General features: G+C 64.5%; 20 protein-coding genes. 9 read left to right on the top strand and 11 right to left on the bottom strand.

Features of this window, described 5'->3' with window-relative positions; translation table 11 throughout:
* Window positions 1-7: 7 nt before the first annotated feature.
* Window positions 8-1,570 carry an ABC-F family ATP-binding cassette domain-containing protein gene (locus AC1DSD_RS17965; RefSeq protein WP_478032003.1) on the bottom strand — a complete coding sequence of 521 codons (1,563 nt, stop codon included), beginning with the start codon at window positions 1,568-1,570 and terminating at the stop codon, window positions 8-10.
* Between the two features lie 207 nt (window positions 1,571-1,777).
* Here AC1DSD_RS17965 and AC1DSD_RS17960 point away from each other — a divergent pair, with 207 nt between their 5' ends.
* The 3 genes from AC1DSD_RS17960 (at window position 1,778) to AC1DSD_RS17950 (ending at window position 4,070) form a co-directional block, all read left to right on the top strand.
* Window positions 1,778-2,128, top strand: a complete 351-nt coding sequence (locus AC1DSD_RS17960) for a hypothetical protein (RefSeq protein ID WP_478032001.1) — start codon at window positions 1,778-1,780, stop codon at window positions 2,126-2,128.
* A 1-nt stretch (window position 2,129) separates the two neighbouring features.
* Window positions 2,130-2,504: a hypothetical protein gene (locus tag AC1DSD_RS17955; RefSeq protein ID WP_478032000.1), complete on the top strand. Its 375-nt coding sequence runs from the start codon at window positions 2,130-2,132 to the stop codon at window positions 2,502-2,504.
* Window positions 2,505-2,720: 216 nt separating this feature from the next.
* Window positions 2,721-4,070 carry a DEAD/DEAH box helicase gene (locus AC1DSD_RS17950; RefSeq protein WP_478031999.1) on the top strand — a complete coding sequence of 450 codons (1,350 nt, stop codon included), beginning with the start codon at window positions 2,721-2,723 and terminating at the stop codon, window positions 4,068-4,070.
* Between the two features lie 206 nt (window positions 4,071-4,276).
* Here AC1DSD_RS17950 and AC1DSD_RS17945 read toward each other — a convergent pair whose 3' ends face one another.
* The 3 genes from AC1DSD_RS17945 to AC1DSD_RS17935 form a co-directional block, all read right to left on the bottom strand.
* On the bottom strand, window positions 4,277-5,056 hold the full coding sequence (locus AC1DSD_RS17945; protein WP_478031997.1) for a right-handed parallel beta-helix repeat-containing protein: 780 nt from the start codon (window positions 5,054-5,056) through the stop codon (window positions 4,277-4,279).
* Window positions 5,057-5,438: 382 nt separating this feature from the next.
* Window positions 5,439-6,320, bottom strand: a complete 882-nt coding sequence (locus AC1DSD_RS17940) for a polysaccharide pyruvyl transferase family protein (RefSeq protein ID WP_478031996.1) — start codon at window positions 6,318-6,320, stop codon at window positions 5,439-5,441.
* Window positions 6,317-7,096, bottom strand: a complete 780-nt coding sequence (locus tag AC1DSD_RS17935) for a hypothetical protein (RefSeq protein ID WP_478031994.1) — start codon at window positions 7,094-7,096, stop codon at window positions 6,317-6,319. Before AC1DSD_RS17935 ends, AC1DSD_RS17940 begins: the two co-directional genes overlap by 4 nt.
* 44 nt (window positions 7,097-7,140) lie before the next feature.
* On the opposite strand from AC1DSD_RS17935, the gene AC1DSD_RS17930 reads away from it, so the two are divergent.
* Entirely contained in the window at window positions 7,141-7,962 is an 822-nt protein-coding gene (locus AC1DSD_RS17930; protein WP_478031993.1) for a Stf0 family sulfotransferase, read from the top strand.
* Here AC1DSD_RS17930 and AC1DSD_RS17925 read toward each other — a convergent pair.
* Together AC1DSD_RS17925 and AC1DSD_RS17920 are read right to left on the bottom strand one after the other, a co-directional pair.
* Window positions 7,951-8,715, bottom strand: a complete 765-nt coding sequence (locus AC1DSD_RS17925) for a 2OG-Fe(II) oxygenase (protein ID WP_478031992.1) — start codon at window positions 8,713-8,715, stop codon at window positions 7,951-7,953. The two genes, AC1DSD_RS17930 and AC1DSD_RS17925, sit on opposite strands and share 12 nt — an antisense overlap.
* A gap of 4 nt (window positions 8,716-8,719) precedes the next feature.
* Window positions 8,720-10,507, bottom strand: a complete 1,788-nt coding sequence (locus tag AC1DSD_RS17920) for an ABC transporter ATP-binding protein (RefSeq protein WP_478031990.1) — start codon at window positions 10,505-10,507, stop codon at window positions 8,720-8,722.
* A gap of 113 nt (window positions 10,508-10,620) precedes the next feature.
* On the opposite strand from AC1DSD_RS17920, the gene AC1DSD_RS17915 reads away from it, so the two are divergent.
* The 3 genes from AC1DSD_RS17915 to AC1DSD_RS17905 all read left to right on the top strand — a co-directional run bounded on the left by AC1DSD_RS17915 (window position 10,621) and on the right by AC1DSD_RS17905 (window position 14,629).
* On the top strand, window positions 10,621-11,718 hold the full coding sequence (locus tag AC1DSD_RS17915; RefSeq protein WP_478031989.1) for a glycosyltransferase family 2 protein: 1,098 nt from the start codon (window positions 10,621-10,623) through the stop codon (window positions 11,716-11,718).
* 412 nt (window positions 11,719-12,130) lie between these two features.
* Window positions 12,131-14,170 (top strand): amidohydrolase family protein, encoded by a 2,040-nt coding sequence (locus tag AC1DSD_RS17910; RefSeq protein ID WP_478031987.1) that lies wholly within the window; start codon window positions 12,131-12,133, stop codon window positions 14,168-14,170.
* 54 nt (window positions 14,171-14,224) lie between these two features.
* Window positions 14,225-14,629, top strand: coding sequence for an MAPEG family protein (locus AC1DSD_RS17905; protein ID WP_478031986.1), 405 nt, complete (start codon window positions 14,225-14,227; stop codon window positions 14,627-14,629).
* Window positions 14,630-14,648: 19 nt separating this feature from the next.
* Here AC1DSD_RS17905 and AC1DSD_RS17900 read toward each other — a convergent pair whose 3' ends face one another.
* Window positions 14,649-15,668 carry a FecR family protein gene (locus AC1DSD_RS17900; RefSeq protein WP_478031985.1) on the bottom strand — a complete coding sequence of 340 codons (1,020 nt, stop codon included), beginning with the start codon at window positions 15,666-15,668 and terminating at the stop codon, window positions 14,649-14,651.
* Window positions 15,637-16,233 (bottom strand): RNA polymerase sigma factor, encoded by a 597-nt coding sequence (locus AC1DSD_RS17895; protein WP_478031984.1) that lies wholly within the window; start codon window positions 16,231-16,233, stop codon window positions 15,637-15,639. The genes AC1DSD_RS17900 and AC1DSD_RS17895 overlap by 32 nt, the downstream gene beginning before the upstream one ends.
* A gap of 228 nt (window positions 16,234-16,461) precedes the next feature.
* On the opposite strand from AC1DSD_RS17895, the gene AC1DSD_RS17890 reads away from it, so the two are divergent.
* Window positions 16,462-19,665 (top strand): TonB-dependent receptor, encoded by a 3,204-nt coding sequence (locus AC1DSD_RS17890; protein ID WP_478031982.1) that lies wholly within the window; start codon window positions 16,462-16,464, stop codon window positions 19,663-19,665.
* A 34-nt stretch (window positions 19,666-19,699) separates the two neighbouring features.
* On the top strand, window positions 19,700-21,325 hold the full coding sequence (locus AC1DSD_RS17885; RefSeq protein ID WP_478031980.1) for an alkaline phosphatase D family protein: 1,626 nt from the start codon (window positions 19,700-19,702) through the stop codon (window positions 21,323-21,325).
* A gap of 156 nt (window positions 21,326-21,481) precedes the next feature.
* Here the strand turns inward: AC1DSD_RS17885 and AC1DSD_RS17880 are convergent, their stop codons facing one another.
* The 3 genes from AC1DSD_RS17880 to AC1DSD_RS17870 form a co-directional block, all read right to left on the bottom strand.
* On the bottom strand, window positions 21,482-23,065 hold the full coding sequence (locus AC1DSD_RS17880; RefSeq protein ID WP_478031979.1) for a Na+/H+ antiporter: 1,584 nt from the start codon (window positions 23,063-23,065) through the stop codon (window positions 21,482-21,484).
* 195 nt (window positions 23,066-23,260) lie between these two features.
* The gene (locus AC1DSD_RS17875) at window positions 23,261-24,118 is read right to left on the bottom strand and encodes an ion channel (RefSeq protein WP_478031978.1); all 858 of its coding nucleotides are present in this window, start codon (window positions 24,116-24,118) and stop codon (window positions 23,261-23,263) included.
* Window positions 24,119-24,171: 53 nt separating this feature from the next.
* The gene (locus tag AC1DSD_RS17870; protein ID WP_169804917.1) at window positions 24,172-24,315 is read right to left on the bottom strand and encodes a hypothetical protein; all 144 of its coding nucleotides are present in this window, start codon (window positions 24,313-24,315) and stop codon (window positions 24,172-24,174) included.
* Window positions 24,316-24,321 lie beyond the last annotated feature (6 nt).

Genomic DNA, 24,321 nt, shown 5'->3' with positions numbered 1-24,321 from the left:
GCTTGCGTCACGCGAGCGCGATTTCTCGTTCGATCCCGATCGCTTCGAGGAACGTGGGGTCGTGGCTGACTACCAGCACCGCGCCGTCATAGCCGCGCAGCGCCGCTTCGAGCATTTCGATCGAGTCGAGGTCGAGATGATTGGTCGGCTCGTCCAGCAACAACAATTGCGGCGGCCGGGCCGCGGACAGGACGCAGGCGAGTCCGGCACGAAGACGTTCGCCGCCCGACAGGGTATCGACGACGCGTAACGCAGCCTGATTGCGGAAAGCAAAGCGGGCGAGCGCGGCATAAGCCTCGTTCTCGCCGAGCTCGGGATTGAGCGCGCGGAGGTTGGCGAGGATCGTCGCGTCGGGATCGAGCAGCCCGACATGCTGGTCGAGCAAGGCGATGCGGTCGGACCGCGTCACCGTTCCGTCGATCGGTGCGATGGCTCCGGCCGCAAGCAGCAACACGCTGGTCTTGCCGCTGCCGTTGGGTCCCGTCAGCGCCAGGCGTTCGGGACCGCGGATGGCCAGGCTGACCGGCCCGACCCGCCGATCGCCGCGCGCGATCACCGCGTCTTCGATCCGCAGCAAATCGCGCGACGACGACAGCCCGCTGGGCGGCAAATCGATGCGCAGCGGCGTGACGATCTCGACCCGCTCGCGTGCGGTCGCTCGTGCCGCCTCCGCCTCGCCGATCAGCCGCCGCGCAATCTCTCCCTCGCGCGCGCCGCTGCCCTCGGCGCGTTCCTTCATCATGCCGGCGACGATACGCGGCATACTGCCCGAGGCGCCGAACGCGCGGCCGGCTTTGTCGCGGCGTGCCTTCTTCTCGCGTTGCGCCTGTGCCCCGCGCTCGGCCTGGTGCAGTCCGGCCTCGGCACGGTCGAGCGCCTGCGCCGCGCGCTCGCGATCGGCATCGCGCAGCGCGACGAAGGTGGACCAGCCGCCCTCGACCGACCGGCAGCCGATCGGCGCCAGTTCGACGATGCGATCCATCGCCTCGAGCAGCGCGCGATCGTGGCTGGCGACCACCACGCCGCCTTTCCACCCGGCGATCAGTCCCGCGATCGCGGCGCGGCCATCGGCATCGAGATTGTTGGTCGGCTCGTCGAGCAGCAGCAGATCGGGCGCAGCGATCACGGCACGCGCGATGGCGATCCGCGTGCGCTGCCCACCGCTCAGGCTGGCGAGCGGGCGATCGAGGTCGAGCCCCGACAAGCCAAGCGCGGCAAGCGCGTTGTCGATCCGCTCGACGAGCGTCCAGTCGGCGACGGCGAAATCGTCGACGTCGCCCTCGCCCGCTTCGATCCGGCGGATCAGGGCGAGCGGACCGGCCACCTCGAGCGCCGCCGCGATGGAGATCGTATCGTCGGGCCAGTCCTGGCGCAGCAGCGCGACGCTGCCGGAGCGCGCGATGCTGCCGGCGACGGGATCAATTTCTCCCGCGATCGCGCGGAGCAGGGTCGATTTGCCGCAGCCGTTGCGCCCGACCAAAGCGGTGCGCTGGCGGCCGAAGGAAAGCGTCAGATCGGAAAAGAGCGGACGGCCGTCAGGCGTCGAAAGCGACAGCGAATCCAAGGTCACGAACGAAGACATAAGGCACCTGGGCAAGAGAAACGGATCGGGCGATCGCGGTCTTGTCCAAGGTGGGTCTCCTTCGCTGGCGGGCGAGCCTGCCCGTCTTGGTGCCGTCACATAGGGATGGTTGAAAGCGCGCGCAAACCCGCGGTCGGTTGACCCTGCGGCGGGTTGGGTATTTCCTTCGGCCCGTTCGATACAGGGAGTCGTCCGATGACCATCCGCAAGCTCGCTTTCGCCTCAATCCTGATCGCCGCCGGAATCGCCGCCGCACCCGCCCAGGCCCGGATCGCCCGCTGCGTGATCGATTCCGAAGGCACCAGCTATCGCGGCCCCTGCCAGTATGTTGTCGCGCGAGGCGGCACTTTCACGCTGAGCCCGGCGCATGCCCGCTCGTTCGGCGAAAGCGTGGTGAGCGTCACCGTCTACGTTACCCAGCGCGGCGTGGCGGATGTTCGCGGGCTGACCCGAGACGGGATCAATTCGCGCTGGGGCCGCGCGGTCCGCTCGCGCCGCGACAGCGCCTGCTGGGTCGGCGAGGACTTCTCGGTCTGCGCTTATTGAGATGGCGGAGCCCGGCACCAATCCACGCCGTATCCCGCCCGGCCTGATCGCGGTCGCGGCGGTGCTGGTGATCGCCGGATCGGTGTTCAACAATTGGCATCGCGAAGCGCTCCTCGCCGCGCTTAGGGAATCGGTACTGACACTGGTGATCGTCGCCGTCTTGCTGGCGATCCTCGCGGCGATCGAAATCCTGCTCCATGGCCGGGCGCGATTATGGGGCAGGATCGGCGGCCTCGCGATCGTGTCGGGGGTTGTCTTGTGGCGGCTTTTCCATGGCGGCAGCACGATCATCGCCTCGATCGCGGGAATTGCCTGGGGAGCGGTGATCGGCTGGATGATCTTCAGGATGCTGCGCAACCCGGATCTTGGCCGCTAACGCTACACCTGCCGATCTTGACTTTTTGCGGTGCAGCATCTATTTGGCCGCTATCGAGGCGTAATGCAGCGTGATCGAACCCGGCCTTATGGCTACGGTTCAGGCTCCGCCTCGGTCGTTTAAGCGACAGGCTTCCCAAGTCACGCGGGGTGTCATTTCTCCCCGCCGCCCGTGTGTCCATCGGACATGCGAGAGGCATTTTTGCATAAGGTTTCCATGACCAATTTCACTAATCTCGGCCTTGCCGAGCCGCTCGTTCGCGCGCTCGAGGCCAAAGGCTATTCCACGCCGACGCCGATCCAGGCGCAGGCCATTCCCTATGTGCTTGAAGGCCGCGACCTGCTCGGCATCGCGCAGACCGGCACCGGCAAGACCGCGGCGTTCGTGCTGCCGTCGATCCAGCGCCTGGTCGAGGCTGACAAGCGCGTCCTGCCGACGCATTGCCGCATGCTCGTCCTCGCCCCGACCCGCGAGCTCGCCAGCCAGATTGCCGAGAGCGCGCGTGCTTACGGCAAGTTTAGCCGCATGACGGTCGCCACCGTGTTCGGCGGCACCAGCATCAACAAGAACCGCCAGGACATGAGCCGCGGCGTCGACATCCTGGTCGCCACGCCTGGCCGCCTGCTCGACCTGATCGAGCAGCGATTCGTCAGCCTCAACCTGATCGAGACTTTGGTCCTCGACGAGGCCGATCAGATGCTCGACCTCGGCTTCATCCATGCGCTGCGCAAGATCGTGAAGATGGTCCCGCGCCAGCGCCAGACCCTGTTCTTCTCGGCGACCATGCCGCAGTCGATCCGCGAGCTGGCCGATCAGTTCATCAAGGACCCGGCGCTCGTCTCGATCAAGCCGGCGGCGACCACTGCCGAGCGCGTCGAGCAATTCGCTACCTTGGTCAACCAGGCCGAGAAGCAGGCGCTGCTGACCATGACCCTGCGCGATCCGGCGATCGAGCGCGTGCTGGTCTTCACCCGCACCAAGCACGGCGCCGACCGCGTCGTCCGGTTGCTAGGTGGCAACGGCATCGCGGCCAACGCCATCCACGGCAACAAGAGCCAGGCCAATCGCGAGCGCGCTTTGGCCGCGTTCAAGACCGGTGAAGTAAAGGTCCTGGTCGCGACCGACATCGCCGCGCGCGGCATCGACGTGTCGGGTGTGAGCCATGTGATCAATTTCGAGCTGCCCAACGTGGCGGAGCAATATGTCCACCGCATCGGCCGCACCGCGCGCGCCGGCAATGACGGCATCGCGATCAGCTTCGTGGCGGACGACGAGCGTCCTTATCTGCGCGACATCGAAAGGCTGACGCGCCAGAAGATCGCGCTCAAGGCGCTGCCGGAGAATTTCCTGGCAGAGGCGGCGAAGATCGTCTCGACCCGCTCGAAACAGTCGGTCACCGCGCAGCAGGAACGCGACGAGCGCCCGCGCGGCCCGCGCGGCGTTCGCCCGCCGCGCAAGACGCACGAAGCGCGGCCGGCCAATCCTTATGCCCCCCGTGGTCGTAGCGGCAATCGCCGCCGCGGACGTGGCGGCCAGGGCGGCGGCCGGACCCAAGCCAGCGCGTGATAGGAATTCCTCGCGAGCTTCGGCTCGATCGAGGGTGAGTAAAGCGTACCGAAAGGGGCGTCGGAGCGATCCGACGCCCCTTTTTTTGGCGCGCCTGTAAGTCCGTCACGGGCTAGGCGCCGCACCCTCCCGGACGCAAAGCAAAAACCGCCCCTGCTTCCCAGCAGGAGCGGTTCTATCGCGCCGGACCCCGGCTGGCCGAGTTATCAGCCCTTCGGGATGATCGTCGGCGCGTCTCCACCCGTCGACAATACATTGTCACCGTAGGAGCTGACGCCGCCGCCGCTCAGGATTTCGATCGACTTCGGCGTACGGATGATCTTATTCCCAGATAGCTCGGCCTTGTTGCCCGCGCCGGTGACGCGAACCCCGGCATTGGCGTTGGCGACAATAACCGAATCATAGACTCGCGCCGCGCCGTTGCCGCCGCTCGAGCTGACCAAGATTCCGACATTATTGTTGAAGATGAACGAATGCTCGACCGTCAAGGCGATCTGGTTCGCACCGTTCACCACAATTCCATTGCCCGTGCCGGCCGCGGTAAACCCGCGAATGCTGGTGTTGCGCACGACGACGTCGCGCGCCGAAAGGATGTTGATTCCGTTGGTCGAATTACCACTCGAGGCGAGTCCTTCGATGTCGAGTCCATCGATCACCACCTTGTCGTTCGCCCCGGCATTGATGATGATGCCGTTGGTACCGGCGACGAGAACGCCGCTTTCTACCTGATCGCAACGCAAGGTGATCGACTTGGTGATCGTCACGCCACCAAAGCCGCCAGGGTCGATGCAGTTTATCTCGCCATTCGCCGCGGTCTTGCTGATCGCACCCGCGAAAGTCTTACAGGGCGCGGTGCGGGAACACGGATTGACGTCATCGCCAACGCCGGAAATCCACGTACGGGTCGCCTGGGCCGCCGCGGGACTCGCCTGGAATGCCAGTCCGGCGATTCCTACCCCCAGAATTTTTATCCACACTCTCTTCATGTTCAGCTCCCCTCCACGAAACATCGCATAACCCATCATTGAGTCGGCGAAAATAACTTCCCTCAAGTTGTAAGATATCGCGTCGCGAAAACCCTACCTCTGTTGGATTCGCGTCGATAACGACACTTATCGGCGGGGACGCTATCACTCATTTCGTCATGGTTAAAGAGCACGCCGAAATGAAGTTTTATAGGAGTTTTGCGACGGTGTTGGTCGCCGCAAGTCGCGGCTTTCCCTAAGCCTGCCTAGGAATGGCTATCAGCCAATTCGGGAGTAGAGAGCGGCGCCCTTCAACAAGTTCAAAGCTAACGGATTATGTTGTTTCGATCAGAGGTGTGACGTTAAGCCGCGCCCAACCGCGCGGCTTACTTGTCATACTTAATCAAGGTCTCGCCACGAACGTCTTGCAACGCCGGATCATGTCACGCGCGAGCGGAATGAAACCGTCCGGATTGGGCGGGGGATTGGCGAAGTCGAAAGCACTGCGGCCGGTGGCGAAATCGTTCAGCGGGCAGCTGTGGAACAGTGCGGTCATGTCCCCGATGCGGCGCGGCGGACGTGCATCGTGGACGAGCAGCACGGGCGTGCCCAACGCCAGACACGGGAGCGCGGCGTGGATGCGCGTGGTGACGACCGCGGCCGCGGCGGCATAACGGTCGAGAAGGGCATTGGCGGCCGCCTCTCTCCCGGCAGCGTCGAGTTGTTCGGCGCCCAGATGCGTGACCTCTTCCATCGGCCCCGTCGCGATCCCGCGCAGATACGCGAGCGCATCGGGCGGCACATCGCACGCGACGATCGTGTCGGTGCGGGTGATGCCCTCGCGACGTGGCAGCGTCAGGGTCAGGCAGCCTGAATGGTAGGCTGGAATGCCGCGCCGTTCGAGTTGCTCCAGCGAGAAGGCGTCGCGCGCCCCGACTGGACCCCAGTGCCGCAGGAATTCCGCGCCCGGCCCGCTGAGCATCCGCTCGAGTCGCGACCGGACCCAACGCCTTAGCCGCGGCCTGCCACCCTGCACGAAATGCATCGAAATCAGCAGCGGTTCGATGGCCGGGTTGGGTGGCCAAAAAGCGGTGTCGTGCATGAACCAGCCGTTGAGGATCATCCTGACCGGTCCGTCATGCCCAGCGAGTGGCGCCGACAGACGCTCGCGCGGAACGAGGACATCGACGCGCGGTAGGAACCGGCGGGCGGCCAACGCCTGGATCGTATCACCGAGATTGGCGATGCCGGGATAGTCGAGCAGGCCGAAACGCGGCGGCGTCACGCGCCTTCCTGCTGCAAACGGTCCATGAAGCTGCCGGCCGCGGCGGGCTCGAATTTTCGCGCGGCGATCATATGATTGTAGAGATGGAGTGTACGCGTGCGTGGCGTCACGTGTCGGTCGAGGGATTGGCTGGGATCGAAAATCCATCCGGCGTCATCCCAGTGGTAGGGATAGAAGACGTCGCGGGGTGCCGCGTGATCGAGCAACCCGAACCGGCGCGCCAGCCCGGTCAGCGCGAGTGGTCCGGCAACCCCCCAGGGAAGGTCGGCGAGCTCGATCGTGCCAGCTCTTCTGGATCGCCAATATGCCTGAATTCGGTCGGACAGCCGCAGCCAGTCCGGCACGTAGGGATGCTCGAACAGATCCAGCACGCGCGCGATCACCGGGCTATCCGCCGGCAGGTACAGAACACCGGCACCCAAGGTCGCACGGTCTTGCCACCCGAACAGGGCCTGCCCGTTTGAAAATGCTACTGGGGTCAGCATGTAGACGTCGAGATCGACCCAGAGCCCCTTGCCTCGTCGCTGAAGCTCGAAGCGAAATCGGTCAGAGAATAAGGCCACACTGCCGCTGCGGTGGCGAATGATCGCGTCGGCAGGCAGGATAGTCGCGGCATCGACGAGGCGGACGCCGGACGGCACATCCCGCAGTGGCTCATAACAATAGAGTTCGACCTGATGCCCCATCGCCAGCATCGAGCGGAGGCAGGCGCGTTCGATCGGCGACAGCCGCTCGCCAATCCAGAGCGATACGCAAATGGGCAAGTGATCGCTCACGTGCGGGTATTTACCCGCCTGGCAATTCCGATCAAGAGACGGCCATGACCGACATGACCCGACAGGTCGACCGCGCTCCCGCCCACCGGGGCTATGTCGTGATGACCTATCCCCGTTCGGGCGGCACCTGGTTCGCGCAATTGCTGGGCTCGACCGGCGCACTGGGCCGGCCCGAGGATTGGTTCAATGGTCAAGGGTATCGCGACCGTGGCGTGACCGACTATCCGCTCGACCGCGCCGGCCAGCGTGCCATGATGCTCAGCCGCGGCATGACCGAGAACGGGGTGTTCGGCGTCAAGCTCTCACCGCAGCGTCTCGACGACCTCTGGCCAGATCGCTGGGCGGAAGACTTTCCCGAACGTCGCTTCATCCATCTCGTCCGTCGCGATCGGCTGGCGCGGGCGCTGTCGGACGTGAAAGCGCAGCAGACCCGGCAATTTCGCGCCAGCTCGACCGCGCGCGGCGAGCCGCGCTACAGCGCCGCGATGATCCGCGACATGATCCTCGCCCAGGCGGTGAACGAGGCTCGCGTTCAGCAATATTTCGCTCTCCATGACATTGCGCCACTCGAGATCGCGTATGAGGATCTGCTCGCCGACGCGCCGGCCGTGCTGACCAAGGTTGCCGCTTTCCTCGGGGTGAGTGGCAGCGTGCAACCGGACGCCGGCAAGGTCGATCTGACCATTCAGCGCGACGCGACCAATGCGGAATGGCGAACGCGTTTCCTGGCGGAGCAGCAGACGCTCGATCAAATGCCGGCACTAGTCACTGGACGATGGGAGCGGCTAATCGACCGGCTTGGCGGTTTGGCGAACCGTCGGGGCGAAAAGGGTTGGAAGAGTAGCTCGCCGCCCCTAGGCGACTAGCCGCCGCATCCCTCGGCCCAAGGCCTGGCGAATCCCGGCGAGTCCGCCGACGCGCTCGTCCTCCCACAAATCGACCGAGCTCGACACGGTCAGCTGCACGAAATTGCGCGGGCGCCGTTGTGCGTCGATCCGCGACACCGAATGCAGCGACGTATTGATGCATGGAAACAATATCATGCGGTTATGGCGCGGACGGATCGTCAAGGTTTCACCGTCGGCAGCGTGCAGGATCAAATCGCCGCCCGTCATCTCATCCTCGTCGCCGTCGCACAGATAGATCAGCATTGTCGCGGCGCGGCGGCGGTGATCGACATGCGCGCCTCGCTCGTAACCGACTTTGCCCTGCAGGATGTCGGTGCGGACGAACAATTGATCGGGAGCGAGTCCTGCGGGCGCGAGAAACCGCTGCTCCTTTTCGCCTCGTGCTTCGATATGCGAGACAAAGCGCGCGTGCGACAGGTCGACCACCGCCTCGCGCGCGATCACGTCGGCAAACGGCGCGAGGCACAGATCGACGAACGCCTGGCTCTGGGTCCAGTCGAAGAGCCGCCGCCACACCGGTTGGGCATCGAGCAGCACATCGAATTCGGGATCGCCCCAGAATCGCGAATAGCCGGTCGGGCCGCTATTGTGCGGGCACGGCGGGAAGGATCCACGCAGCGCGTCATAGTCGTCGGCGTCGAGATAGCCGTCCACCATGACGTGCGGAAACGGCCAATCGCTGACAGTCGCGCGGTTCGGGCTCGCCTCCATACGCTCAGTCTATGCTTTCGCGCACGCTGGCGTCCAGTGCAGCAATCTTGCCGTCCTCAAGCCGCAGGACGCGGTCGCACCGTGCGAGGCTCTCCTTGCGGTGCGCGATCATCAAGATCGTCGGCCGCGGCGTCACGTCGAGCAGATTACCGATCAACATCCGTTCCGCGGCGACGTCGAGGGCATTGGTGGCCTCGTCCAAAATCAGCAGGCGGGGATTGCGGATCATTGCTCGCGCGATCGCCAGCCGTTGACGTTCGCCGCCCGAAATCAATGTGCCGCGTTCGCCCACCACGGCATCGAGTCCGTCGGGCATCCGCCGAACCATTGTGTCGGCGCCCGCCAACCGTAGCGCATCCCACAACGCAGTCTCGCTCGCCGCCGGATTCGCCCAAAGCAAGTTGCGCCGGATAGTATCGTAAAACAGATAGGGATCCTGCGAGATATAGCTGATGCGAGCCCGCCAGGCCGGTAAGACGGCCGGGGTTAGCGGTACTCCGTCGATCAGGATCGCGCCGGCGAGCGGCTCGTACAAGCCGACAAGCAGGTCGACCAGCGTCGTCTTCCCCGCGCCCGACAGACCGGTCAGCCCGACAAATTCTCCGCAGGCGATCGCCAATGAACAATTGTCGAGTCCGCCGCCATCGGCGCCGCCCGATACATGTGCAAAGCCGACCCCGCGAAACGCGATCTCTCCACGAAAGACGGGAGCGGCATTCGTGCTCCTCGCGGCCGCCGCCGCGGCGAGTTCTTCCTCGAGATCGGTCAATGCGCGATAGGCGGGGAGCAGCTTGGCAAGCTGCTGACTATGCTGACGCAGCGTCGCGGCCGGGCCGGTCATTCTTAGCAGAATCAGCAACAGTCCAACCAGCACCGCCGGCGCCAGATGAAGCACCAATAGGCCTACCGCCGCCACAATCATCCCGGCGATCGCCGCAATCGTACCGATCACGACCTGGCGCCGCGCCTGGCCGCGGGCAAAGGCCAGTTGATGGCCGGCGACATTGTCGAGTGCCGTCTCGACCTCGGCGACATAGCTCGCTTGGAGATCCTGGCTGACGGCGAGTTTGAGCCCACCGAAGAACTGGACGATGGTATTCATCGCCGCCAGATTTCCCTCGACATTGGTCTGGCCGAGCGAATGCGCTTGCTGCATCGTCCGAGTCAGCAGCACGCCACCCAGCCCGAGCACGGCAAGACATAGAAGCGATAGTTGCGGCGACAGGACGATCGCGGCGATGCACTGGCCCAACAACGTGATGGCTGCGATCAGCGAAAACTGCATCATCCGCGCCGCTGTGGCGACGTTCTGTACGTCGGCACCCAGGATCTGCGCGACCCGCGCCTGATGCAAGCGTGAGATCACCTCCCACCGTGCATGCGCGGCGCTGTGGACCACCCGCTTGCGCCGCGCATCGACGAAGTCGATGGTTGATCGCGACAACAGGACGTCCCGGGCCGCGACGACGACCACGCGCATGATGAACAGCCCTGCGAACAATCCGAGCATGGCTATCACCTGGCCCGACTGGCTGGGAATACCGATTCGCGTGAAGATGGCATCGACCAGGCGATCGAGCACCGGTTGCCGCGATCCGCGGTCAAGCGTGATCGATACCATCGGCATGATCAGAATCAATCCAGCCGCTTCGATCATCGCCGCGAGCAGCGTCGCTGCTATGCCGAGCGTACCGCGTCGGCCCGACGAGCGCGCGAGATCGCGCGCGAATTCGCCGATCAGCGACAGGATGCCAGTCGCAGCTTCCCCCGATGATGATCGCCCCCCCGGCATGTCAAATATCGGTTATCCGATCGAACAGCCGGGAGCAAATTCGGCGCTATCAGATCCTTCCTAGCAACTGCCCGACGCCACTGTTAGACTGAGGTCAATCCGGGGGGGATTTGTTGACCAGATTGAGCGTCGTCATGCCGGTCAGAAACGCATTGCCGTTTCTCGATGCAGCGATTTCGAGCATTCTCGACCAGAGCTTTGGCGAATTCGAACTGGTGATCGGCGACGACGGGTCGACTGACGGGTCGACCGAACGCCTGCGGGCATGGGCGGCGCGCGACTGTCGCATCCGGTTGCTTCAACGTAGCCAGTCCGGTGGACCGGTCGGGTCATCCAATTGGGTGGCCAATGCCGCCCGTGCGCCGGTCGTCGCGCGGATGGATGCTGACGATGTCGCCCATCGCGACCGGCTCCGGCGCCAGATCGACCTGTTCGACGGGCGGGCCGACGTGGTGCTGGTTGGCACCTTGTTCGAAGCGATCGATGCCAAGGGACGCTTGACCCGGCGGAGCGGAGCGCGCGCGATCGATCCGGGCGACGCGCCGCCGATCGCACACGGCTCGATAATGTACCGAAAGGCGGCATTCGACCAGGTCGGCGGCTATGCCGCGGGCACCGATTATTTCGAAGATATCGACCTGTATTACCGCATCGCCACGGCGGGCAAGCTGATCGTGCTGACCGAGCCGCTATACCGCTACCGGTTCAGCGAAACGAGTGCGCGGCTCAACATTCCCATCGCGCAATTGCAGCACGCATTCGACGTCCAGCGCGCCAAGCAGCGCGCAGACCGCCGCCTGCCCCCAATTCCGCCGTCGGTCGTCGATCTGCGGCCTGAAACCTTGCGCGCGGTCGGCTCGCTGCGGTTATGGTCGGGCGGGCGGCCCGGGATATTGCGACAATTGCTGAGGAGCCGGGCGCTGGGCTGGAACCTGAATGCCGTCAAGGTGTTGGCGTGGGCTGCATGGGGAGCGATCAGTCCGGGCACGTTACGCGCGAGCATGCGATTGGCCGGCGTGCTGCGCACGCGCGCCACGCGCCGCCGCATCGGCAGCGCAACGATGGTCGAATGGCAGCCGCGCGTGGCCATCGGCGCCGATGGTCCTGGTCCAGTCATGAAGCCTGGCCGGTCCGTGGCCGAAGGATCGCTCGCGGGTCGCGCGAACCAACCGCGCAGCGACGGCGACTTGGCGATCACCGGCCGCGCCTGAGCGATCCGGCGCCCTTTTTTGGTGTTGCAGCGATCAGTCGTGCGCTCGCCCGTCGGCTTCGGTGACCAGCGCGTTGATATAGGCAGTGAGCATGGTCTCGCCGCGCTCGGACGCAGCCGCGTATCGAAGCCGTCGTCGACGCTCACCGCCGTCATGCGCGCATAGGAATCGGCCGCCGCGTCCGAAAAGCCGAGCGCGCGATACGCCTCCACCCAGCGATCGCGCGGCGTCACCTGGATCGTCACGGCTTTCCTCAGCGCGGCGGCAAAGGCGGCGGCGACATCATTCGCTGAATAACGCTCCGGCCCTCGACATCTTTCGCTGCCTGACCTTGCACGCCGGCCCCGCAGATATGCGGTTGCCTCGGCGAGCGGACCGCGTCAGTCTCGGCGCGCCTGCACAGGGGGAAAATATGCGCCGGATTCTGCTCGCGTCACTGCTCGCCGCCACCGCGTCGATCGCCGGGGCCGCGTCGACGCCCAAGGAAGAGCTGATGGCCCCGCCGGCGGGCGCGCGGCATTATACGATCAGCTCGACCGCTGGGAAGCATGGTGACGTCTGGTCGTGGACGATGCCCGATGGCCGGGTCGCCTATCGCATGTCGATGTCGCTGCGCGGCTGGGTCACTGAAACCGACGAGCTGGTGACCCTGGCGGCCGACAAGCGGCCATCGGCGATCGCGATCCGCGGCTTTACCGATTCGGGCGACGCCACCGAGAATTTCGATGTTGATACCGCCGGCGTCGCGCGCTGGAAGACCGCCGTCGATTCCGGCTCCGCGCCATTCGCCGCGCGGCGCTACAATAGCTATGGCGGCCCTTGGCTCGCCAGTGAGATGGACGTCAACGCGCTAGTCGCGGCGGGCGCCAAGGGCATCGACTTATTGCCGACCGGCCATGCCAGCATCAAGATCGGCCAGCCGGTGCAGATTGACGGTCCGCAAGGCAAGAAGACCGTCAAACTCGCCTTCATCACCGGCTATGGTTTCTCGCCGTCGCCGGTCTGGCTCGATCAGGACAACCGATTCTTCGGCAATGCCGGGCAGATCTCGCTGCTGCCCGAAGGCTATGAGAGTGATGGGCCCAAGCTCAAGGACATCCAGGACAAGGCGATCGCGGCGATGGTCCGCGACATTGCCCATAGCTTCCTGGCGCCGGCCAACCGTACGCCGACCCTGGTCGACCACGTGCTGATGTTCGATTCGGTCGCGGGCACCTATCTGCCCGACCGCGCGGTGCTGATCTCGAACGGCAAGGTCGCGTCGGTCGGCGCCGCCGGGTCGATCAAGGCGCCCGCGGGCGCGGTCGTGATCGACGGTAAAGGCAAGACGTTGCTGCCGGGCCTGTGGGACTCGCACCAGCATGTCGGCGACGACTGGAACCTGCTGCAGAACCTCGCCACGGGCATGACCAATTACCGCAGCCCCGGTTCGATGATCGACGAGGCGCTGAGCATCTACAAGCGGCGCGCCGCCGGCGATCTGCTCGCGCCCGACGGCAAGATATCGGTGATCATCGACCGCAAGGATCCGCTCGCCGCGCAGGGTGCGCTCACCGTGTCGTCGGCTGCCGAAACCATCGCCGCGGTCGACAAGATCAAGGCAGCTGGTCTGTGGGGAGTCAAATTCTATACCTCGATGAATCCGGCCTGGATCGCTCCGGGCGCTGCCGAGGCGCACAAGCTCGGCCTCCACGTCCATGGCCATGTCCCGGCGGGCATGCGCCCGCTCGACGCGGTGCGCGCGGGCTATGACGAAGTCACGCACATCAACTTCATCATGATGCAGGCGATGCCGCAGGACGTGGTCGACAAGGCTAATACCGCCGCGCGGCTCGAGGGGCCGGCAAAATATGGCAAGGATGTCGATCTCGACTCCCCGGCGATGAAGGCCTTTTACGCCGAGCTGTCGAAGCGCGGGACGATCATCGATCCGACCCTGACCGTGTGGGAGCCGCTGATGACCTCGGACGGGACGGCGATGTCGCCCGAATATGCGCCATTCGCCGAGGTCGCGCCGCCATCGGTGGTGCGCGGCTGGAAGATCCCGGGCTATCCGCTGTTCGGCGGGCTGACGCGCGACGATTTCCGCAAGAGCTTCGACAAGATGGTGGGATTGGTCGGCCGCCTTCACCAGGCCGGCGTGCGCATCGTCGCGGGGACCGATGGCTATGGACTTGAGCTGGTGCGCGAACTCGAACTCTATCAGCAGGCCGGGCTGACCAACGCGGAATCGCTCCAGACCGCGACGATCGTGCCGGCGCGGATGACCGGAATGGACGGCCGTGTCGGATCGATTGCCCCGGGCAAGACCGCGGACATCATCCTGGTCGATGGCGACGTGTCGAAGGACCTGACCAATCTCCGCCATGTCCGGACGGTGTTCCTCGACGGCTATCGCCTCGACGGCGCCGCGCTGCGCCAGGCGAGCGGCCTCAGCGGCATGCCGAAATAGCGATCACGCACGACCGGCGGCACTCGCACCGGCCGGTAATCTTGGGGAATATCAATGATGGAACATCGCTGGACCGCGATCGTCACGATCGTGGCGCTGCTGGTCTATTTCTACATGAGCCTGCAAGTCGGCCGCGTGCGCGGCACATCGGGCATCGCCGCGCCCGCCATGACCGGCGATCCGCTGCTCGAACGCGCGGTCAGGGTGCATATCAACACGCTCGAAGGGCTGCCGCTGTTCCTCGGCGGGCTGTGGCTGTTCGCGATCTATTGGAACGAATATGTCGCCGCCGGGCTGGGCGTGATGTGGATTGCCGGGCGGCTGATCTATGCCGCCGGCTATATGGCCGATCCCGGCAAGCGCAGCACCGGCTTCCTGATCCAGTTCGCGGCTAGCGGGGTTCTGCTGCTCGGGGCGCTGGGGAGGATCGTCTATACTTTGGTGGCGGGTGGGGTCTGACGGACCTTGCGTCGCGGGCTTAGAACTTATCCGGATGCCGGTCTCTGGACAGGATGATCGTATCGCCCTGTCGATCGACCTTGGCATCGAATATGGCGGCGACGGCCCGGCTGAATCCCGCCGGGTCGTTTGCGGCAAAAAGGCCGGTGACCGGCTCGCGCGCCAGGCTGGCATCGCGGATTTGGATACGGGTGTCGCTATAGCGGGCGAAGCTGTCCGCCGCGGTCTGCAGCGTCTCGCCTTCAAACGCGATCTTGCCTTCCAGCCATGCCAACCCGCGCGTCACGGCGTCGGACGGAACCGGTAAAGGCCGCTCGGGCGGCGTTGGCCGAAACAAGTGCGGTTCAGCCAGGTCCAGCTTCATATCGGATGTTACCGCGACCACGCGCTGATCGCCCCATGATGGCGCGGTCAGCCTGACCTCTCCCTGGTGAACCAGCAGATTGACTGGCGCGCCGGTCAGCTTGCGGACGTTGAATGTGGCCTGGCCCGTTATCAGGCGACGCCCGTCGACCTCGACGACGAGCGGCTTCGTCCTGCCCCGCGCGACCGAGAAGAAAGCCTCGCCCTTGAGCAGGGTCACGCGCCTCTCGTCGGCGCCGTCGCGAATTCTGATGCTGGTATCGGTGTTCAGCATGACCGTCGAACCGTCCTTCAACGGCACCAGGCGAAGCTCGCCCCGGCCCGTGCTGATCGTCGTGCCGGCAGCGGGCATGCCGACCCCCAACGCGATCAACGTCGCACCGGCGACAGCCGTGCCGGTCCAGATCAAGGTCCGGCGGCGCGAGATTCCACTCTTGTCCGCGGGCGGGGGCGGGGCGAAATCGGCGGGATCGAAGCGCGCCCCCAATGCCTGGGCGGACTCGCTCTTCAGCGCGATCGCCTGTGCCCGCAACAAGGCGCCGCGCCGCCGCGGATCACCGTGCAGCCACGCTTCGAGCTCAGCCTGCTCGCCTGGAGTCAGCTGTCCACGATCAAGCCGCGCCGTCCAATCGGACGCGGTTTCATCAATGCTTCGACTGGATTCGAATGTCGGCATCTAGCGAGGCAATCTCCACACCCTGGCTTCTAGAGCCTCGAGACAGCGCTCTTCCGCCATGCCCAAACCACTCGATCAGGAAACGAATGCCTCTGGATATATGCTTTTCGACGGTATTCTCTGAAATGTTCATTTGGGAAGCGATTTCGCGTTGGGGCAGGCCGTGGACCCGGCGCAAGATGAAGGCCTCGCGCATTTTATCGGGCATCGCCGCGATCGCATGGGCCAGTTCGCGCAATTCATCGCGATCCACGGCATATTGTTCGGGCGAGGGACTGTCGTCAGGACAATCGAACCGTTCGTCGATCGCGTGGAGGGGCACGATCCGGGCGCGGCGGATGTGGCGCGTGATCAGCGAGCGGGCGATCTGGAACAGATAGGCGCGCGGATAGCTGATCGTATCGACGCGCTCCATCTCGGCGAAGATCGCATAGGATTGCTGGATGACGTCGTCCGGCTCGAGCCCCGCGATGGTCGATCGGGACAGCCATGCGCGCAGTTCCGGCTCATGTGGCAGGATGTTTCGAAGAAACCAGCGTGTTCGTTCCTGGTCGAATCCGCTCATCTGGTATCCGTAGGCAAGGGAAATGGGCACCCCGGGACCGCCCGCGATCCACATGGTGGAACCAGACCGCGCCGTGTCGATTCGAACCTCCGCTAGCCTGAATATGTGACAGTCCGTCGCGCGGGTGGCGCTTCCAAAATTTTCCTCCGTCCGGTGGCGGAAGCGGTCAGCCCAAGGCTCTCAGTCCCCAACAGGGCGACGATCGTCGCATGCAAAAGGGGGAAGAAGATGTTTTCGCGTCATACCATTCTGTGCGGCAGCGCCATCGCCGCCAGTGTCGTGTCGGCGCCCGCTTATGCGCAGGGCCGCAGCTTCGACATCCCCGCGCAGGCTGCGGTGAAGGCGATCCCGGAGCTTGCCCGCCAGGGCCAGATCCAGATCGTGGCCTCCGCGCGAGACCTGGCCGGTGTCAGTACGCCGGCGATCAAGGGCACGATGGATACGCGCGAAGCACTGCGCCGCCTGATCGCGGGAACACCGCTCCGGATCGTCGGCGACGATGGGCAGACCATCACGCTGCGGTCGAACCGTGCGTCCGACAATGGCAAGGGACGTAGCGTCGGGAACGGCGTGATCCGCGGTCGTGTGCTCAACACGGCGACCGGCCAGTATCTGCATAATGCCGAGATACGCGTCGAAGGCACCGATATCGTCACCTATACCGACGATGACGGCGGCTTCCGCATCACCGACGTCCCGAACGGCGAGGTCACGATCGTGGTGCGCTATGCCGGTTTGCAGGACATCAGGACCACCACCAACATCGCCGCCGGCAAGCCGGCGTCGGTCGACATCGCGATGCGGCCGCAGTCGCTCAATGCCGGGAACGAGGGCAGCCAGGATATCACGGTCGTGGGCGTGCGCTCCGGCGAAGCCGCCGCGCTGATGAAGCGCCGTTCCGCACCGAATGCCATGAATGCGGTCGACGCGGACAATTTCGGCGCGCTGACGATGGGCGATGTCGGCGAATTCCTGAAGAACATGCCCGGCATCTCGCTCGACTATGTCGAAGTCGATACCAATGCCGTGCGTATTGGCGGCCTCGATCCCAAATACTCGCTGTTCACGACCGACGGCGCCCGCATGGCGACCGCCACCTCGAACAACAATGCCGGCCGCCAGAATTCGTTCGAGCAGATGTCGATCACCGGCATCTCGCGGATCGAACTCAACAACACGCTGACCGCCGGGATGGACGCCGACGCCCCGGGGGGCTCGATCAACCTGGTCAGCAAATATGCCTTCCAGCGCAAGAAGCGCCTGTTGCAGCTGCAAATCGGGGCGATCGGCACGTCCGATTCCCAATTCGCCGCGCGGTACATGCCGGACGACAAGAAGCATGCGACGATCTTTCCGTCCGCGCAGGTTTCCTTCGCCGACGTCTTCCTCAATGGTCGTCTCGGGGTCGCGCTCAGCGGCAGCTACAACGCCAATTATGTTGAGCAGGATCGCGTCCAGACCGATTGGTCCTACCTGAAGGACGGTACGGTCCTGCCCTATCAGGTGATGTGGCGCCCCGGGCCGAAGTTCACGCACCGCGAAGCGGTGAACGGCGCGATCGACTATAAATTCTCCGACAAGCTCGTCTTCTCGCTGCGCGGAACCTACTCATTCTACGACGTCGAATATTTCAACCAATACACTTTCCTGACGTTCGGCACCTCGGCCAAGAGCTATGCCACCGCGGATTCGACGCCGACCCATATCGTCGTCAATCCGAACGGTGCCAACACCAACGTCAACACGCAATATTCGCATCGCTACGCCGGCACGCCGGCCGGGATCATCGCCCCCAAGCTGGAATATCAGGGCGACAGCTGGGACATCGTGCTGCGCGGCGCTTATTCCAGCTCGGAATACCATTTCCGCGACGGCAGCAAGGGCTTCTTCCAGCGCGACGACACCAAGGATTCAGTGATCGGCTTCACGCTCGATCGCGCCTCATCCGAGTCCCCGGCTTATACGCTGACCCAGACCGCCGGGCCGTCGTGGAGCAATCCCGACAATTGGCTGCCGGTCAGCAATACCGTGCGGTCGGCGGAGTCCAATGCCGCCGGCCGTCAATATGGCGGCAATCTCGACATCAAGAAGAAGTTCGATGTGGGCCCCGTTCGCGCCACCTTGCTGGCCGGCGGCGGCATCCGCACCAACGAATGGTCGACCACCGAAGGGTCCTACAATCTGTTCAATTATGTCGGCCCCAAGGGGTCGACCCTCCCGGCGACGACCAATTACCAATTCCAGATCCGCGGCTTCGACGCCGGCAATTTCAACGATCAGGGCTGGCGCGCCGACAGCAATTACGCGACCTGGGCGCTCTATCAGCAGCATCCGGAATATTTCGTGCCCGACGTCGTGGGCAATTTGCAGCGCGACTACCTCAACAATCATCGCGTCCGCGAAACGATCAGCTCCGGCTATGTCGAGCTGCAAGGCCAGGTCGACAAACTCAAGTTCGACCTCGGCCTGCGTTATGAAGGAACCCGCGAAGGCGCGCTGATCGCGAAAGTCCGCCCGGCGAAAGATGTCCTCGCCGCGGGGTACAAGGCCGGCACCGTCGATTATGTGAATTATCAATATTATAACGGCCAGCAGCTGTGGAAGACCGGCGATTATGGCGACTGGTTCCTGAGCGGCGGGCTCAAATACGATTTCAACCGACATCTGGTCGCGCAATTCGCCTTCAGCCAGGCGATCCTGCGTCCCGACTATGGCAATCTCGGCGGCGCCATCTCGGTCAACGACACGACCCAGATCGTCACCGTGCCCAACCCGCTGCTCAAGCCCGAGCATTCGACGAAATATTATGCCAGCCTGCAATATTATCTCGAGCCGGCGGGCATCATCGCGATTTCGGCCTATCGGCTCGACGTCAAGGACATGCAGGTGACGGGCATCACCATCGATCCCAAGGACGCCGGCTACAGCGACAGCGACTATAGCGGCTATACCTTCGTCAGCACGGTGAATCAGCCGGGCGTGAGCAGCACCAACGGCGTGACGTTCGAATATGACCAGCAGCTGACCTTCCTGCCGGGGGCGCTGAAAGGCTTCGGGCTTCGCGGATCGTTCAACCTGGTCGACCCCGATGGCGTGCGCGTGAACCTGCCCAAATATTCGGCCAATTGGGGCATCCGCTATGGCCGCGGTCCGATCGATTTCCAGCTGACCGGCAATTATCAGTCGTCCTACCGCACCAGCGCGCTGAGCAACACGCCGACGACTGCCACCAACGGTATCCTTTATCACGCCGACCGCACGCTGTGGAACGTCAGCGCGACGTACAAGATCTCCAAGAAATACGCGGTGCAGATCGCCGGCCGAAACATCTTCAACGCGCCGGACATCGTCTATTCCAACATCCGCAGCCGGGTGCAGCTCTACAGCATCTATGGATCGATGTGGAACGTCGCGTTCAAGGCCACCTTCTGAGCCGCCATTTCATCGATCAGTTTTGCGGAGTTTCATGATGTTGACGATCGATAGGCGTAGCCTCGTTCTGGGTGCCGGCTTTGGCCTGGGCGCGCTGCTGGTAGCGCCGGGCCGGAGCCTCGCCCAGCTGCTCGCCGCCAAGGGGTTCACGCATAGCGTGGCGAGCGGAGAGCCCGGCCCCGATTCCATGCTGCTATGGACGCGGTACGTGCCCGCGACGGGCGAGGACATCGTTCGGCTCGATGCCGAAGTCGCGCTCGATCCTGATTTCACCAAGGTGATGTCTGGCCGCAGCGTGCGCACCGGCGTCTATCGGGACTGGACGGCGAAGATCACGGTCGACGGGCTGAAACCGGGAACGGTTTACTGGTATCGCTTCGTCGCCCCCGATGGCAGCCGCTCGCCGGTCGGCCGGACGAAGACCTTGCCGACGGACGATGCCGCTCGCTTCGGACTGGCGGTGTTCTCTTGCTCGAACATGCCGGTCGGCTGGTTCAACGCTTATGGCCATGCGGCCAAGCGGACCGACCTGGATCTCTGGATGCATGTCGGCGACTATTTCTACGAATACGGCAACGCATCCTATAAGGACAAGATTATCGCCGGCCGGGCGGTGGAACCCGATCATGAAATCCTCGCGATCGCCGATTATCGCCTGCGTTATGCCTGCTATCGCGCCGATGGCGATCTGCAGCGGCTGCATCAGATGGCGCCGATGGTTGCCTTCTGGGACGATCACGAATCCGCCAATGACAGCTGGGAAGGCGGGGCGCAAAACCATCAGCCGAAGACCGAAGGCGATTGGAACCCGCGCCGCGCCGCCGCGATGCAGGTCTATCGCGAATGGATGCCGGTGTCCGACGAACCCTGGAAATCCTATCCGATCGGGACGCTGGCAACGCTCTACCGCACCGAATCGCGGTTGCTGGCGCGCACCAAACAGGCCGATATCGCCGCCGCTTATCACGCCCCTGATACCGATGGCGCGCTCAAGGCGTTTCGCGACGGCGTGTGGCAGGATCCTTCCGCGACCATGCTCGGGTCGACCCAGGAAAGCTGGCTGGCGCATGCGCTGAAGGCCGGCGCCCGGTCGACCGCCTGGCAGCTGGTCGGCATGGGCACGATCCTTGGCCGGACGGTGATGCCCGGCGACGCGGTCGGCTGGCTCCGCTCCGACGCCAGCGATCAGGTCGTGAGCCGCTTCAAGAACGATGTTCGCGCGGCGCGGATCGGCCTGCCGATGTGGATGGATCGCTGGGACGGCTATCCCGCCGCGCGGTCGCGATTGCTGAAATCGGCGCAGGAGGCGGACGCGGATCTCGTCATGCTGTCGGGCGACAGTCATAACGCCTGGGCTTATTCGCTGGTCGAGGACGGAAAGCGCGCCGGCGTCGAGTTCGCCGGCCACAGCGTCACCTCGGGCGGCCTGGAGGGTAGTTTCCGCGCCGACTCAAAGAGTGTCGCCCGGGGCTTCGTCGCCGCCAATCCCGAGCTGCAATGGGCCGACACGAGTCAGCGGGGCTATATGATGATCGACATCACGCCGCAGCGCGTAACGGGCGAGTGGCTATTCATGCGGACGATCCAATCTCCGAGCGTCGAGCTCGCAGGGTCGCATCAGATGCATGTCGACCGTGGTCGAAGGGCATTTGCTGGTTGAACGATCTCTTCGGCGCGTTGCCCCAGAGCGTCGCGCGTGATTTCTGAATCACGCGCTCCGTTCTAGTTATTTGTCGTCGCATCGCTTTTTGCGGAAAACCGGTACCCACTTTTCCGCGCGATGCTCTAGCAGTGATTGCTCAACTACCCGGGCCGCCTACTCTCCGCGCTGCAGGATGATCCCCAATTCCTCGACGTCGAGATCGCGTTCGAGTTCTTGCAATACCTCGTCCTCGATCAGCCCAGCGCGGTGGGCGCGGATCAGTTCGGCGCGGCCCGCGGCGATCGCGGTCAGGATCACGTCGAAATGCGGGCGGACATTCTCCATGAACGTATCCGCGTCCGCCGCGTAGCGCTGGATCGCCTCTAGCCGCTTGTGTGATTGCTTGAGCAATTGCGGGTGGATCAGCGTGCCGTCCTGGTCATAGGCATTGGCTTCGACCGCCGCGTTGCGAGCGCCGGCGATCGCCGCCTCGGTCTCCGCCATCGTCATCTTCGCCGGCGGGTCCTTGTCCTCGGGTTCGACCGTCCGGATCAGCCAGCCCAGGCTCGTCCCCTGTACGACGACGGTGGCGAAGATCACCGCGAAGGCAGTGACCAGCATCAGGTCGCGCCCCGGCATCGCCGCGGGCAGGGACAGCGCCACCGCCAGCGTGACGACGCCGCGCATGCCCGTCCAGCTCAGCACTGTCGCCTGGCGCACGCCGAGCGGCCGCGCGCGCTTCAGTCCCATCGCGCGGAGGGCAGAGAGCAGGCCGTCATTGGCGAAGATCCAGGCGAAGCGCGCCGCGACGATGGTCAGGATGACGCCCAGGATCGGGATCGTCATCGTCGCGGTGACCGCCTCGACCCCGCCGACCCGATCGAGCACCCCGCGCAACGACGAGCCGATCAGGATGAAGACGATCGCCTCGAGCACGAACACCATCGTCTGCCAGAAGGCGCTGCCGCGCAGCCGGACGGGAGCGGAAAAGACGATATGCTGATACCAGCCGAGCATCAGCCCGGCGACCACCGTCGCGATCACGCCGGAGACATGAACGCGCTCGCCGGCGATATAGGCGACCCAGCACATCAAGGTATTGGCCATGATGATCAGCGTCTGGTCCTTCAGCCGCTTGACCACGAACAGCCAACCCGCCGCAACCGCCAGCCCGACCACCACCCCGCCGAGCGCGAGCAGGAAGAAACTGGTGACCGCGGCGCCGGCGCTGAACGTGCCGCTCAACGTTGCCGCCACGGCGAAGCGGAACAGCACCAGCCCGGTCGCGTCGTTGAGCAGGCTTTCGCCCTCGACCAGCGCCGACAGCCGGCGCGGGAGCTTGACGTTCTGCAGCACCGCGCGCGCCGAGACCGCGTCGGGCGGCGACACGATCGCGCCGAGCGCGAAACATGCTGCCCAGGGCAGACTGGGGACGAGCCAATGCGTGACGACCCCGACCGCCAGCGTGGTGAAGATGATCGCCCCGATGGCGAGCGACAGGATTCCCGGCAAATGCCGCCGGAACCGTCCGAACGCGGTGAAATAGGCACCGTCCATCAGCAATGGCGGCAGGAACAAGACCAGCGCCAGTTCGGGATCGAGCGCCACGGGCGGCAGTCCGGGGATGAAGGCAAGCCCACCGCCGCCCACCAGCAAGGCAGTCGATGGCGGCAGCTTCAGTCGCCGCGCCGCCCAATGCAGCGCGACGACACCGACCAAGAGGGCCAGGACGAGTTCGAAAGTCTCGACAGGACGCATCGCTTTCCCCATCTCGCCGGGCCGATGCTGACCCGCTTCCTTGCCTGATCCGATCCCGATCGTGCCACCGCGGGAGGCAGGGCGGAAGGCCTCTTCTTTCAAGGCGGCGGGTCAGCCGTACGGAAAACTTGTCGCTTGAGCGCGCGGCACCCCGGCCATTCTCGCGCAGATCGACCCCGGGCTCGCGCCGGTCAGTCAGCCGATCGGCACCGTTTCATGGAGCAACGTCATGTCGAGGCGGACGACGCCATCCTCCTCGGAAATGATATCGACGAATTCGTGATCGGCCCGGATGTGATCGCGGTCATAGCGGACCCCGCCCAGCGATGGCCCGGCGAGCAGCGTGTCGACCCCGCCGATCGTGACGGTCAGCAGGAAGCGGTCCTCGCTTGCCAGCGCGGCCAGGACGGGGCTGTCATCGGCGAGCAGATGGACCAATGTCCAGGACAGGCCGAGCAGCGGATTGGTGTCCCGGACCAGCGGCAGCGTGACGAGACTGCGAAAGAAGCGGCCGTCGCCAAGATGATGCGTCTCGAGGAACGACATCTGCGCCTGGGCGTCGGCCAGCGCGCGCGATCGCGTCGATGCCACCCGCACCATCAGCGCCTTGCTGCCCTGGTGGCGGCCGATCACGGCGACGCGGCTGAATTCGAGGCTTTGCCGCGGCCGCGCGAACCGCGCGAAGATCAGCCCGGTCATCGTCGCCGAGAAGAACAGGCCCGTCAGAATCTCGATCGACGCGATGGCGTGCGCGAAACGGGTCGCGGGTGCCATCACCCCATAGCCGACCGTCCCGAGCGTATCGACCGAGAAGAAGAACCCGTCGACCACCGAATAGGGTTGGGCATTGACGACCGCGCCCGGCATGGCCGCGTAGATCAAGCCAAACACGATGTTGACGACGAGGAACAACAGCGACACCAGGCCGATGAACATCGGCCAGGACATCTCCATGACCCAGTAATAGAGGTCGGCGAACGGCGCGGGGGCGCCGATCTTGATCGCGGGGAAGCCGCCGAGATTGATGACTTGGCGGCGTGGTTTTCTGGCCATGCCGCCTAGGTTGGGCAGGATCGAGCAGCGGTCAAGCGTCTGGCGTTCGCGCGTTAGTCATCGGTGCGCCGTTTGATCTTATTGGGCAGGTCCTTGCCCTTGGTGCGGCGCGATGGGACCTGAATCGGGTGTTTCTTCTTCCACTCCGCCCAGGTCATCGGCCCGTCGGGCGTCTGGATGATGGTGTCGTCGGCCATCGTGAT

This window comes from Sphingomonas sp. P4_D12 (assembly GCF_056401895.1).
This window is presented reverse-complemented; position numbering and strand designations above follow the sequence as displayed.

Coding starts and splice junctions, on each gene's coding strand:
- AC1DSD_RS17960 (WP_478032001.1), top strand. CDS start 1,778: ATGACCATCCGCAAGCTCGCTTTCGCCTCAATCCTGATCGCCGCCGGA.
- AC1DSD_RS17955 (WP_478032000.1), top strand. CDS start 2,130: ATGGCGGAGCCCGGCACCAATCCACGCCGTATCCCGCCCGGCCTGATC.
- AC1DSD_RS17950 (WP_478031999.1), top strand. CDS start 2,721: ATGACCAATTTCACTAATCTCGGCCTTGCCGAGCCGCTCGTTCGCGCG.
- AC1DSD_RS17945 (WP_478031997.1), bottom strand. CDS start 5,056: ATGAAGAGAGTGTGGATAAAAATTCTGGGGGTAGGAATCGCCGGACTG.
- AC1DSD_RS17930 (WP_478031993.1), top strand. CDS start 7,141: ATGACCGACATGACCCGACAGGTCGACCGCGCTCCCGCCCACCGGGGC.
- AC1DSD_RS17925 (WP_478031992.1), bottom strand. CDS start 8,715: ATGGAGGCGAGCCCGAACCGCGCGACTGTCAGCGATTGGCCGTTTCCG.
- AC1DSD_RS17920 (WP_478031990.1), bottom strand. CDS start 10,507: ATGCCGGGGGGGCGATCATCATCGGGGGAAGCTGCGACTGGCATCCTG.
- AC1DSD_RS17910 (WP_478031987.1), top strand. CDS start 12,131: ATGCGCCGGATTCTGCTCGCGTCACTGCTCGCCGCCACCGCGTCGATC.
- AC1DSD_RS17905 (WP_478031986.1), top strand. CDS start 14,225: ATGATGGAACATCGCTGGACCGCGATCGTCACGATCGTGGCGCTGCTG.
- AC1DSD_RS17900 (WP_478031985.1), bottom strand. CDS start 15,668: ATGCCGACATTCGAATCCAGTCGAAGCATTGATGAAACCGCGTCCGAT.
- AC1DSD_RS17895 (WP_478031984.1), bottom strand. CDS start 16,233: ATGAGCGGATTCGACCAGGAACGAACACGCTGGTTTCTTCGAAACATC.
- AC1DSD_RS17890 (WP_478031982.1), top strand. CDS start 16,462: ATGTTTTCGCGTCATACCATTCTGTGCGGCAGCGCCATCGCCGCCAGT.
- AC1DSD_RS17885 (WP_478031980.1), top strand. CDS start 19,700: ATGATGTTGACGATCGATAGGCGTAGCCTCGTTCTGGGTGCCGGCTTT.
- AC1DSD_RS17880 (WP_478031979.1), bottom strand. CDS start 23,065: ATGCGTCCTGTCGAGACTTTCGAACTCGTCCTGGCCCTCTTGGTCGGT.
- AC1DSD_RS17875 (WP_478031978.1), bottom strand. CDS start 24,118: ATGGCCAGAAAACCACGCCGCCAAGTCATCAATCTCGGCGGCTTCCCC.
- AC1DSD_RS17870 (WP_169804917.1), bottom strand. CDS start 24,315: ATGGCCGACGACACCATCATCCAGACGCCCGACGGGCCGATGACCTGG.